Source organism: Mameliella sp. AT18 (genome assembly GCF_028807275.1).
GTDB lineage: Bacteria > Pseudomonadota > Alphaproteobacteria > Rhodobacterales > Rhodobacteraceae > Antarctobacter > Antarctobacter albus.
Genome location: NZ_JARAMO010000043.1, coordinates 13,978 through 25,869 on the forward strand (window position 1 = coordinate 13,978; position 11,892 = coordinate 25,869).

Annotated in this window: 9 protein-coding genes; 8 read left to right on the forward strand and 1 reads right to left on the reverse strand. The window is 67.0% G+C overall.

Annotation, left to right across the window (positions count from 1 at the left end; all coding sequences use genetic code 11):
• Positions 1–56: 56 nt before the first annotated feature.
• Genes PVW46_RS05720 through PVW46_RS05730 form a run of 3 tightly spaced genes read left to right on the forward strand, consistent with a single transcriptional unit; the run spans position 57 to position 4,419 of the window.
• Positions 57–2,108: an acyltransferase family protein gene (locus tag PVW46_RS05720; protein WP_069210466.1), complete on the forward strand. Its 2,052-nt coding sequence runs from the start codon at positions 57–59 to the stop codon at positions 2,106–2,108.
• The gene (locus tag PVW46_RS05725) at positions 2,105–3,658 is read left to right on the forward strand and encodes a GMC oxidoreductase (RefSeq protein ID WP_069210465.1); all 1,554 of its coding nucleotides are present in this window, start codon (positions 2,105–2,107) and stop codon (positions 3,656–3,658) included. Before PVW46_RS05720 ends, PVW46_RS05725 begins: the two co-directional genes overlap by 4 nt.
• On the forward strand, positions 3,655–4,419 hold the full coding sequence (locus PVW46_RS05730; RefSeq protein WP_069210464.1) for an SDR family oxidoreductase: 765 nt from the start codon (positions 3,655–3,657) through the stop codon (positions 4,417–4,419). The genes PVW46_RS05725 and PVW46_RS05730 overlap by 4 nt, the downstream gene beginning before the upstream one ends.
• Before the next feature lie 36 nt (positions 4,420–4,455).
• On the opposite strand, the gene PVW46_RS05735 is transcribed toward PVW46_RS05730, so the two are convergent.
• On the reverse strand, positions 4,456–5,220 hold the full coding sequence (locus PVW46_RS05735; RefSeq protein WP_069210463.1) for a WecB/TagA/CpsF family glycosyltransferase: 765 nt from the start codon (positions 5,218–5,220) through the stop codon (positions 4,456–4,458).
• 191 nt (positions 5,221–5,411) lie between these two features.
• Between PVW46_RS05735 and PVW46_RS05740 the strand changes: the two genes are divergently transcribed.
• From PVW46_RS05740 to PVW46_RS05760, 5 genes are read left to right on the forward strand one after another with little or no spacing between them, the layout of a single operon-like run.
• Entirely contained in the window at positions 5,412–6,578 is a 1,167-nt protein-coding gene (locus PVW46_RS05740) for a Gfo/Idh/MocA family protein (RefSeq protein WP_139132367.1), read from the forward strand.
• Positions 6,575–7,546 carry an NAD-dependent epimerase/dehydratase family protein gene (locus PVW46_RS05745; RefSeq protein ID WP_274575160.1) on the forward strand — a complete coding sequence of 324 codons (972 nt, stop codon included), beginning with the start codon at positions 6,575–6,577 and terminating at the stop codon, positions 7,544–7,546. Before PVW46_RS05740 ends, PVW46_RS05745 begins: the two co-directional genes overlap by 4 nt.
• The gene (locus PVW46_RS05750) at positions 7,543–8,772 is read left to right on the forward strand and encodes a glycosyltransferase family 4 protein (RefSeq protein ID WP_043140319.1); all 1,230 of its coding nucleotides are present in this window, start codon (positions 7,543–7,545) and stop codon (positions 8,770–8,772) included. The genes PVW46_RS05745 and PVW46_RS05750 overlap by 4 nt, the downstream gene beginning before the upstream one ends.
• Positions 8,769–9,728, forward strand: a complete 960-nt coding sequence (locus tag PVW46_RS05755) for a glycosyltransferase family 2 protein (protein ID WP_069210461.1) — start codon at positions 8,769–8,771, stop codon at positions 9,726–9,728. The genes PVW46_RS05750 and PVW46_RS05755 overlap by 4 nt, the downstream gene beginning before the upstream one ends.
• 11 nt (positions 9,729–9,739) lie before the next feature.
• Positions 9,740–11,842, forward strand: a complete 2,103-nt coding sequence (locus tag PVW46_RS05760) for an NAD-dependent epimerase/dehydratase family protein (protein ID WP_069210460.1) — start codon at positions 9,740–9,742, stop codon at positions 11,840–11,842.
• Positions 11,843–11,892: the final 50 nt, after the last annotated feature.

Below are 11,892 nucleotides of genomic sequence, written 5' to 3' on the forward strand. Positions count from 1 at the left end.
GAATCCGGAAGGACGAAGATGACGCTCCCGCCCCTTGGCCGAGGACACCCGCAGCCATGAGCGCGCCTGCGCATATGCCTCTCCCTTACCGGGGGGACATCGACGGGCTGCGCGCTCTCGCCGTGCTTGCCGTGGTGCTCTACCACTTCGGCCTGCCGCTCTCGGGCGGCTTCGTGGGCGTCGACATCTTCTTTGTCATCTCGGGCTTTCTGATCGGCGGCATCCTCTGGCGCGAATACGATTCGACGGGCCGCATCAGCCTGCCGAGTTTCTACATCCGCCGTTTCCGCCGCCTTGCCCCCGCCTTTTTCGCCATGCTGCTGGTCACCACCGCGCTGGGCTGGATCCTGCTGCTGCCGTTCGAGTTCCGCGAATACGGCAAGGCGGTGATCGCCTCCACGGTCTACCTGTCGAACGTCCTGTTCTTCAGGCAGGCGGGCTATTTCGACACCGCGTCCGAAGACAAGCCGCTCCTGCATACGTGGTCGCTCGCGGTCGAGGAGCAATTCTACATCTTCCTGCCGCTGGCGATTGTCCTTCTGGCGCGCTGGCGCTGGGGGGTGATCGGCGTGCTGATGGCCTGCTGGGCTGTGTCGCTGGCCGCCTGCGTTCTGGTCACGCCGCTGTCGCACACGGCCACCTTCTACCTCTTCCCGTTCCGCGCCTGGGAGCTGCTGTCCGGCGTCCTGCTGGCGATCTGGGGGCATGAAACCCGCGCGACTTGGCGTGGGCACCCGGCGCTGTCCTCGGTCGGGCTGGTCATGGTGCTGGCCTCGATCTGCTTCATTCCGGCGGGGCCGCTGTTTCCCGGCGTGCTGGCGATTCCGCCGGTGCTGGGAACCGTGCTGCTTTTGTCATCAGGCACCGGGGCCTGTGCGGTCAATCGGCTGCTGACCCATCCCTGGATGCGGATGATCGGGCTGATTTCCTATTCGCTCTACCTCTGGCACTGGCCGGTCTACACGCTGGCCACCTCGCTGCGGGGGGATATGGGCCTGCCGGAATCGCTGGCGTGGATGGCGCTGTCCTTCGGTCTCGCCTGGCTGTCCTGGCGCTTTGTCGAACAGCCCGTGCGCCATGCCCGCGCGCTGTCCGGGCGCACTGTCTTCGGGGGCGTTGCGCTGGCCTCCACCGCCGCGCTGGCGCTGGGGGCCGTGCTGTTCAAAGGCGACGGGTTGCCTGCCCGGTTCGGGCCAGAGGCACGGGTGCATATCGCCGCCTCGGGCGACTTCCTCCAGGACTGGAGCCGCTGCACCATACCCGATGACGGCCCGCTCGACGGGCTGGAGGTCTGTCCGATCGGGCCGGAGGGCGCGCCACGCCTGCTGGTCTGGGGGGACAGCCATGTACGCGCCATGAAAGAGGGGCTGGACATCGCCGCGCATGAGGCCGAGGTGCCCGGTATCCTCGTTTGGCGCGCCGGCTGCGCGCCCCTGTTCGGGCTGCGCAAGGTCGAAAGCGCCGCCACCGCCGCGCAGGACATGGCCTGCACCCAGGCCAACACGCAGATCCGCCAGGCCCTGCCCGCCCTCGACAACCTTGACTCCATCCTGCTCATCGGACGGTGGGCCTATTATGCCACCGGACAGGGCGTCGGCCTGAACGCGCATGACAGGATCGCGCTGCACCCCACGGACCGGCCCGTATCTACCAAGGTGACACAGCCGCTGCTGCTGGCAGAGGCCGCGCGCGACACGGTGGCAGAGCTGCGCCGCCATGTGTCCCGCGTCCATGTCCTTCGCCAGCCGCCGGAAATCCCGCTTTACAACAGCCGTCTCGCGGCGCGTGAGGCCGCCCATGCGGGCCTGCCCCTGGCGGCGCCCGCGCGGACAGAGACCAGCGTGCCCGCCGATGCCATCGTGTTGCGGGCGACGCTTTCGGATGCCCCCTGGCTGCCGCTGGCAGAGCAGGGGGTGATCACCTTCCTCGATACCTGGCCGCAGTTCTGCACCGATGGCATCTGTTCCGCCGTGCAAGGCGGGCAGGGCCAGTATTTCGACAACAACCACCTGACCAATTCCGCCGCGATCCGGATCCGCACGGTCCTGCAGCCGGTCTTTCGGCCGCTGATCCCCGAGGTCTCGATGCAAGGGGCCTCGGACGGATGACCTCTCTGTTCGAGACCGACTGGGATGCCATCGTCATCGGCGCGGGCATGGGCGGCGGCACGCTGGGCCGTGCCCTGGCAGAGGCCGGGCAAAAGGTGCTGTTCGTCGAGAAGGGCGCGGAGGGCCTGCGCAGCGAGCGCAACGGCCTGACAGAGGTCTTTGTCCCCGAGGCCCGCGCCGCGCGCGGTCTCTGGCCCGATCCGCTGCATGTCTCGCTGGACGGGGTGGAAACGCAATTCTTTGCCCCTCTGGGCAGCGGTCCCGGCGGCAGCTCGGTCTTTTACGCAGCCACGCTGGAACGGCCTGAACGGCACGATCTGGACGACCTTCCGGGACAGCCCCATCCCACCGGCGGCTGGCCGGTGGGTTTTGACGAAATGGCCCCCTGGTACGACCGCGCCGCGCGGCAATTCCGGGTGCACGGTACGCCCGACCCGCTGTCGCCCGAGACGCCGATGCCGCTGGACGCCCCACCGCCCCTGCACGCGGCAGAGGCCGCCTTGACAGACAGCCTGCGCGCCGCGGGACTGCATCCCTACCGCACCCATACCGGCATCGCCCGGGTCGAGGGCTGTGAGAACTGCCTGGGCAAAAAGTGCCCGAAGCTGTGCAAGATGGACGGACGCTCTGCCGGGGTTGAACCGGCGCTGGCGACAGGGAATGCGCATCTGTTGTCCGGCGTCGCGGTCACGCGCCTGATGAGTGATGGCACGAGGATCACCGGCGCCGAGATCCACATCGACGGCGAGACGCGGACGCTCAGCGCCAGGCGCTATATCCTTGCCGCCGGCGCCCTGCATTCGCCCCGGCTGCTGCTGGCTTCGGCCTCTGAGGCCGCACCAAGGGGCCTCGCCAATTCCTCGGGCCTTGTCGGGTGCAACCTGATGCTGCATGTCGACGAACGCTTTGCGCTCTGGCCGAAACGCGGGGTGCCGGACAGCGGCGCGACCAAGGCGATTTCGTTCCGCGACTTCTATCACCGCGAGGACATGCGGCTGGGCGCGGTCCAGGCGATGGGCATCCGCGCGTCCTATGGCGAGATGGTGCATTTCCTCAACCGGATGTTCGACCTGCGCGGCCAGCCGCGCCTACGCGCCCTGTCGCGTCCCCTGGCCGCCGTCGCCAAGACCATGCTGGGCCATGCGCATCTCTTTGTCGGGCTGATGGAGGATTTTCCCTACGCCCATAACCGGGTGCTTTTCGATCCGGCGAACCCCGACAAACTGGCCGTGACCTATACGCTGTCGGATGAATTGCGCAGCCGCCGCCGCGCCTTTCGCAAGGCGCTGCGCAGGGGCTTGCGCGGGCACCGGCACCTGTTCCTGTCGATGACGCCGGAACTGAACTGGGGCCATCCCTGCGGCACCCTGCGCTTCGGGCATGACCCGGCAAGCTCCGTCACCCGCGCCGATGGCCGTGCGCATGACCTGCAAAACCTCTGGGTTGCGGATGCCGGTTTCATGCCCACCTCGATGGGGGTGAACCCCAGCCTGACCATCGCCGCCAACGCGTTGCGCGTGGCCAGCCACATCCTGGAGGATCAGCGATGACCCGGATCACGCCGGCAGACGGGTTTGCCATTGTCACCGGCGCGGGGTCCGGTCTGGGCCGGGCCCTGGCCCGCCAGCTGTGCGACACGGGCTTTACCGTGATCGGCACCGGACGCCGGGCCGCGGCGCTGGAGGAAACCGGCGCCACCTGCGCAGGCCGGTTCACAGCGCTGCCGATGGACGTGTCGGATTTTTCGGCGGTTCGGCAGGGCATTGCCGAGGTCACAGCCCGCCACGGGGCGCTGGCCCTGCTGATCAACAACGCCGCCGTCTACCCCAAGCGCGATGTTTTCGACGAAACACCAGAGCTGTTCTGGCAAAGCTTGGCGATCAATCTTGGCGGGGTCTACGCCTGCTCCTGGGCCGCCTTGCAGGACATGGCGCCGCGCGGGACAGGGCGCATCCTGAACGTTGCCAGCTATGCCGACATCGCGCCCCTGCCCGCCTCGGCGGCCTATTCCGTGTCGAAGGGCGCGCAAAGGGTGCTGACCCGCGCCCTGATCGCCGATCTGTTCGACCGCTTTCCCGGTATCGTCCTCACCGACTGGCTGCCCGGGGCGCTGGCCACCGGCATGGGCATCCCCGATGGGCTACCGCCGGAGACAGCCGCGCAATGGGGGGTGAAACTGGCACTGATGCGGGATGAAGCCTTGAACGGCGCCGTGTTTGAGCGAGACATGGAACTGCTGCCGCCGCGCGGACTCAAGACGAAATTGAAAGACACGCTGATGATGCGACGCCCACGGCCCCGCAGGCTCTGACGCCGTAGGGTGGGTGCTTGCACCCACCGCCCCCGGTCACGCCTTGCGGTCGCGGAACCGCAGCAGCATGGCGCGCACCGCCAGCCCCGGCAGCACCAGGGCACATTTCGCATAGCGTCCGGCCAGCCGCCCGGGGCTGAGCATCATCCGCCACAGCCATTCCATCGCGATCCGGCGCACCCATTTCGGCGCCCGCTGCTGGGTGCCGGCAAAGAAATCCAGCCCTGCCCCGATCGAGGCAAAGCCCACCTCCGGCGCCACCCGGCGCCCGGTGGCGGCAAAGCTTTCCTGTTTGGGCGCTCCCAGCGCGATGAAACACAGCCGCGCGCCGGACTCAGCGATCCGGTGCAACATCTCCTCGGCCTCCGGGCCCGCCGGGTCGAATCCCATCGGCGGCGCGATCCGGCATACGACCTCGAGGTCGCGCACCTCGCGTTCGAGGTATTCCGCCGCCGCCGCCAACACGGGTTCGGACGACCCGAACAGCGCCACGGTCACCCCCTGCGCCGCCGCGATCTGGGCCAGCGGCAGAATCGCCTCGGAGCCGGGGATCAGCGACACGGGCCGCCCCGCCAGCCGCGACAGCCAGACGATCGGATACCCGTCGGCCACCACGAAATCCTGTGCCGCGTAGATGGTGCGGAAACTGTCCGAACCGCGCAACTTGACGATGTGATCGAGGTTGATCGTGGCCAGCGCAAAACCGGCGCGGCGGGCAAACCGCTCGCGCACCCGCGCCTCGAGCACGGCCCATGTCGGCACGTTCACGACAACCGTGTCATCGCCAAATCGGAATTCCATAACGGCACCCTGTTCCCCCGCCCGCAGCAATAGCCTGTTCCCGTGACAGGCGCAGTGACCTTTCCACAATACATTCCCTTTTTTCGACATCACTGGTGCCGCACTGCCGCAATTTCCCGGTGCACGTCGAAATATGGCCATGTTTAGGTGTTTTATCCTCGCACCAACGCAGGCGGGCCAAGGGTGGCACAGTGAAGTCGAGCAGGGCAGAGTCGGGCGCCGGTCAGGGCGCGCAGGCCGGGCAGGTCGTTCTGCTGGGCTGTGGCTTTGTCGCCGATCTCTACATGCGCTCGCTGGCCGCGATGCCGAGCATAACCGTCGCCGGGGTCTGGGACCGGGATGCCGACCGCCTGCGCGCCTTCTGTGATTTCTGGGGATTGCCGGCCCGCGCCAGCCTGGCGGACCTTCTGGACCGTGCGCCCGGGGCGCTGGTCCTGAACCTCACCAATCCCCATGCCCATTTCGACACCTCGCGCGCCTGCCTTCAGGCGGGACGCCATGTCTATTCCGAAAAACCGCTGGCCATGACGCTGGAACAGGCCAAGGAACTCCACGCGCTGGCCGGGGAAAAAGGGCTGATGCTGGCCTCTGCCCCCTGTTCCGCGCTGGGAGAGGCGGCCCAGACACTGGGACATGCCCTGCGCACCGGCATCGCTGGCACGCCCCGCGCCATCTACGCCGAACTCGACGACGGGTTCATCCCGCAAGCCGCCTATCGCAAATGGCTGTCGGACTCCGGCGCCCCCTGGCCCTACGAAGATGAATTCCGCACCGGCTGCACTATGGAACACGCAGGTTATTACCTGACCTGGCTGATTTCCTGGTTCGGGCCGGTGCGCACCGTGGTCGCCGCCTCTGCCGAAACAATCCCCGACAAGGAAGGCGCAGGCCCTTTTGCGCCGGACCTTTCGGTGGCGATGCTGTTCTTTGACAAGGGGCCCGTCACGCGGTTGACCTGTTCCATCACTGCGCCGCACGATCACCGCATCCGCATCGTAGGCGACAAGGGCGTGCTGTCATGCGCCGCCGCCTGGGACAACGCGGCCAAGGTGACATTCGCGCGTCGGCTGACCCTGCGACGGCGGTTGATGGAACATCCCTTTCCCCGCACCCTGCGCCTGCCGCAGCCGACCCATCCCAAGGTCAAGCGATGGGGGGCTGCAGCGATGAACTTCATGCTGGGTCCGGCCGAGGTGCTGAAGGCACTTCATCAGGGGCGCCCCTGCCGCATGTCGAACGATTTTGCCCTGCACCTGACAGAGGTCACGCTGGCGATCCAGAACGCCGGAGAAACAGCCGGCGCCCAGTCCATGACCACGACCTGCGAACCGATGGAGCCGATGCCTTGGGCCAGATGACGATTGCCATCACCGGGGCGGGCGGTTTTCTGGGCCGCGCCTGCGTGGCCGAGGCCCGACGCCGGGGCCTGCCGGTCCTTGCGCTCTATCGCAACAGCCTTCCGGCGGATTGGGCCGGGGACGCGGGGATCACACCACTGCAACTGGACCTGACCGCCCCCGATGCCGCAGACCGCCTGCGCGCAGCCCTACCCGAGGACTGCGCCATCATCCACGCGGCGGCCCATCTGGGCGACGATCCGGCGGCAGTCGCCCGCGACACGCTGAGCGCCACCCGCACCCTGCGCGACGCATGGCGCGACAGTGACGCACGCCTCGTGCTGATCTCGTCTCTTGCCGTCTATGATACCGACGCGCTGGCGCCCGGTGACGCGGTCAGCGAATCCACGCCGCTGATCCCCCTGCCCGATACGCCGGAACAGGCCCGCGACGCCTATGCCGGCTCCAAGCGCCTGCAAGAGGCACTGTTCCTTGACGATCTTCAGGACGGCTGGATCCTGCGGCCCGGCGCGCTTTGGGGACCGGGGCGGACCTGGCACGCGCTGCAGGGGTTCCGGGCCTCCAAGCTCTTTGTCACCATCGGGTCGCATGGCGAGCTGCCTTTGGCCCATGTGGACCTCTGCGCGCAAATCGCCATCGAGGCCGCGCGCACGTCCACCCCCGGCCCCGGCATCGTCAATGTCTTTGACGACGATCGCCCCACGCGCGCGCGGTTCCTGCGCGCGCACAGGCGCTGTTTGGGCTGGCCACGCCTGAACGTGACGGTTCCCTACGGGGCCTGGCTTGCACTGGTGCGCCTGTTGAAACCAATCTCAGGCAACCTGCCCGGCCTCTTTCGCGAGAACATCCTGCGAGCACGGCTCATGCCGCTCCGCTATCCCAACACGCGGATGCGCAGCGCCTTTCCGGGCGAAGACGCCGACACCTTCGAGGACCTGATGACCCGCGCGGCGGAGGATCGTGGATGAGCCTGCCGAAACTGGCCTACCTGACCGGTGAATACCCCCGCGCGTCCGATACCTTCATCCAGCGCGAGGTCGCCGCCCTGCGCGCCCTAGGCCATGAGGTCGAGACCTGTTCGATCCGCACCACCGGGGCCGAACACCTCGTCGGCCCGGAACAGCGCGCGGAACACGCCCGGACCTACAAGGTGCTGGACGCGGCAAGGAACCCGCTGACCCTGCTGCGCGCCCATCTGCGCTGGATGCGCCAACCGGGCCGTTACCTGGGCGCGCTGAAACTGGCCTGGCGGACGGCACCCAAGGGTGTGAAAGGCCGGCTCTACAACCTGATCTATTTCCTCGAGGCAGGGGTGCTGGCCGCGCACCTGGCCGATCAGGGTGTCGACCACCTGCACAACCATATCGCCAAGGCCTCCTGCACGGTGGCCATGCTGGCCTCGGAAATGTCGGGCATTCCCTACAGTTTCACCATCCACGGGCCGGACATCTTCTTCGAGCCGCACCACTGGCGCATCGACGAAAAGGCGGCCCGCGCCACCTTTGTCGCCTGCATCTCGGAATACTGCCGGTCACAGCTGATGTGCTTTGCCGACCAGGCGCATTGGGACCGCTTTCACATCGTGCATTGCGGTGTCGATCCCGACCGGTATTCCCCTGCACCCCACGCGGGCGAGGGCACGCATCTGCTGTTCGTCGGCCGGCTGGCCGGGGTCAAGGGCGTGCCGATCCTGGTCGAGGCGCTGCGCCGGCTTGCCCCCGACACGCCCGGACTGCGTGTGACGATCATCGGAGACGGCCCCGACCGCGCCGCGCTGGAAGCGCAAGCGCAGGGGCTGCCCGTCACTTTCACCGGCTACCAGTCGCAATCCGAGGTCGCGGAAGCACTGTCGACGGCAGATCTCTTTGTCCTGCCCAGTTTCGCCGAAGGCGTGCCCGTGGTCCTGATGGAGGCGATGGCCTCTCACGTTCCGGTCATCACCACCCGCATCGCCGGGGTGCCGGAACTGGTGGCGCAGGGCACGTCGGGACTGCTGGTGGCACCCGGTGACGCCGAGGGCCTGCGGGACGCCATCAAGGCCCTGACCCAGGACCCCCTGCGGCGCCGGCGGATGGGTCTGGAAGGCCGCGCCAAGGTCGAGACCGAATTCAACATCACGCGCGAGGCGGGCTGGCTGTCGACGCTGTTCAGCGGCTATGCCACCGGAACGCCGCCACGGGGGAAACGCCCGTGACCCCCGTCGATGTCGTCCTGATCGGCCGGAACGAGGGCGCGCGGCTGGTCGCTGCGCTGGCCTCTGTCCAGGGGCAGGCGCGCGAGATCGTCTATGTCGATTCCGGCTCCACCGACGACAGCCTTGCCGAGGCGCGCGCCGCCGGTGCCAAGGTTGTCGAACTGGACATGTCCACGCCCTTTACCGCCGCCCGCGCCCGGAACGCCGGGTTCGACGCGCTGACCGCGCCGCGCATTGTCATGTTCATCGACGGCGATTGCGCCCTGCACCCCGGGTTTCTCGACGCCGCGCGTACGCATCTCGAGACGTGCCCGCAGCTTGGTCTCGTCACTGGCTGGCGGTCGGAAATCCATCCGGATACCTCGATCTACAACGCGATCTGCGACTGGGAATGGCACCGACCCGCAGGGCCGATCCAGGCCTGTGGCGGCGACATGATGGTGCGGGCAGAGGCCTGGGCGGGCGTGGGCGGCATGAATCCCCTCGTGATCGCCGCAGAGGACGATGAATTCTGCACCCGCCTGCGCAAGGCCGGCTGGCAGCTGGAACGCCTGCCGCTGGAGATGACGCGCCACGATGCCGCCATGCTGAACTTTGGCCAGTGGTGGCGCCGTGCGGTCCGCACGGGCCACGGGTTTGCCCAGGTGGGCCATCTGCACCCGGAGTATTTCCGGACCGAACGCCGCCGCGTCCTGACCTTTGCCCTGGTTCTGCCGCTGCTCTTCCTGGCAGGTTTTTTCACAACGTCCTGGATCAGCGCACTTGTCCTGTTGCTCTATGGCTACAGCCATGTCCGCTCGATCCGCGGACTGCGCGCCGACGGATTGCCGCCCGGACAGGCGCACCGGCTGGCCCTGTTGCTGACCCTGTCGAAATTCCCGAACCTGATCGGCATGGCGCGGTTTCACGCGCGGCGGCTCTCTGGCGTTGAAATGCGGATTATTGAATACAAATGAGGATTTAACCCATGTCCACCCCCATCCGCGTCGGCCTGATCGGGGCCGGTTACATCGCAGACTGGCACGCCGACGCCCTCCGCGCGACCCCGGGCGTCGAGGTCACGGCGGTCTGCGACATGCGCGAAAGCGCCGCCCGCGCGCTGGCCGAGCCGCTTGGCGCTAGGGTGTTCACAACTGTCACCGAGCTGATCGATTCGAAGGCCTGCGACGCCGTCCACATCTTGACGCCGCCAAATATACATAAGGATATCGCGACTCAGTGCCTCACCGGCGGGCTGCACGTGCTTGTGGAAAAACCTGTGGCTGAATCCGGCGACGAGACCGATTCCATCCACAGGACAGCGGTGGAGGCGAACCGCAAATTCCACCCCGGGCACAACTTTCTTGGCCTGCCATCCTATGTCCGCATGAAAGAGGCACTGGCGGCGGGCGACTATGGCCGTGTCTCTTCGGCAGAGATCACCTGGGCACTGCCGCTGGCGCCGCTGCGGTCGGGTCCGTTCAACCTGTGGCTCTTGCGGCAGCCGAAAAACCTGCTGCTGGAACTGGGGCCGCACCTGGTGGCCTTTGCGCAGGATCTCTTTGGTGACATGGAAATCCTGCACGCCCATGCGACCCATCCCGTGAAGCTGCCGGGAGAGGACCCGCGCCCGCAGGGATTTCGCATCCTGGCCCGCGCCGGACAGATCGAGATCACCTTTACGCTGGCGATGGTGGAAACCATCGACGACCGTTCCGTCACCCTGCGCGGCTCATCCGCCCGGGCGCGGCTGGACTTCGCGCAGGACGTGTTGGTGGTGGAGCGGGAAAACGCCGCCGATCTGGTGGCCAACCCGCTGAAGAAACAGTTGGAACTATCCCGCCAACACCGGCGCGAAGGGCTGTCGAACGCATGGACACAGCTCCGGTCGCTGAACACCCGCAATCCGTATGGCCTGTCCTTTCGGGGCATGAACGCCGCGATCTATGGCGCGCTGGCCGCGGGCAAGCCGCAGGATGCACGCTTTTCCGGCGAAAGCGCGGTCAAGGTCATGCGCACCATCGACGCGATGATCGCGAAACTGCCGCCCGAGGTCCTGACGACCGCCGCGCCCGCCGTGCAGACCCGGCACCCGAAACCGACGGCGATGGTCATCGGCGGCACCGGGTTCATCGGCCGCGCCCTGACCCGGCGCCTTGTCGCGGATGGCCGCGACGTGCGGGTGCTGTCGCGCGGGACATCCGGCCCCTTCCCCGACCTGCCCGAGAACGTCGAAACCGTCTCTGCCTCGCTGCACGATCGCGACGCGCTGACAGAGGCAATGCAGGGGATCGAGGTGGTCTTCAACCTCGCCAAGTCGCTGGACGACACCTGGGCCGACTGCCTGAAAAACGATGTCGGCGTGGCGCTGCGCATCGCGATGGCCAGCGAAAAGGCCGGTGTCAAACGGCTGATCTACACCGGGACCATCGCCAGCTACGACATGTCCGATCCGAACGTGCAGATCACCGAGGACACGGGCTTTGCCGAGGACATGACAGATCGCAACCTGTATGCCCGGTCCAAGGCGGAATGCGAACGCAAGTTGATGGAGCTGCACCGGGAACGGGGTCTGCCGCTGGTCATCGCGCGGCCCGGAATCGTCGTTGGCCACGGCGGACCGCTGCAACATTGGGGCATCGGGCGCTGGCACGGGGCGGGCGCGGTGCGCATCTGGGGTCACGGGCGCAACATCCTACCCTTTGTCCTGATCGACGACGTGGCCGACGGGCTGGTGCGAATGATCGACGCGCCCGTGGAAGGGCAGAGTTTTAACCTGATCGGAGAGCCGATGCTCTCGGCCCGAGGCTATTTCAACGCCATCCACGAAACGCTGGGCGCAAAAATCCGCGTGGTGCCGGGCAATCTGAACGCCTTTTATGCCTCTGACGCGATGAAATACCTGCTCAAGAAATACGCCCTGCGGCGCCAGGGCGTGATCCGCCCCTCGCTGGCCGACTGGAAAAGCCGGGCGCATTTCTCACCCTTCGTGAACACGCGGCCAAAGGACGTGCTGGGCTGGCAGCCCGAGACCGACAAGGCCCGTTTCGTCGAAGAGGCGATCACGCGGGCCAACCTCTTTGGCTTTTGACCCCGCTGGATTGGCTGTGCTGGTCAACAATCCCGGCGTTTCCACCTTAT

Coding starts and splice junctions, on each gene's coding strand:
- PVW46_RS05745 (WP_274575160.1), top strand. CDS start 6,575: ATGACGATTGCCATCACCGGGGCGGGCGGTTTTCTGGGCCGCGCCTGC.
- PVW46_RS05735 (WP_069210463.1), bottom strand. CDS start 5,220: ATGGAATTCCGATTTGGCGATGACACGGTTGTCGTGAACGTGCCGACA.
- PVW46_RS05730 (WP_069210464.1), top strand. CDS start 3,655: ATGACCCGGATCACGCCGGCAGACGGGTTTGCCATTGTCACCGGCGCG.
- PVW46_RS05720 (WP_069210466.1), top strand. CDS start 57: ATGAGCGCGCCTGCGCATATGCCTCTCCCTTACCGGGGGGACATCGAC.
- PVW46_RS05750 (WP_043140319.1), top strand. CDS start 7,543: ATGAGCCTGCCGAAACTGGCCTACCTGACCGGTGAATACCCCCGCGCG.
- PVW46_RS05760 (WP_069210460.1), top strand. CDS start 9,740: ATGTCCACCCCCATCCGCGTCGGCCTGATCGGGGCCGGTTACATCGCA.
- PVW46_RS05725 (WP_069210465.1), top strand. CDS start 2,105: ATGACCTCTCTGTTCGAGACCGACTGGGATGCCATCGTCATCGGCGCG.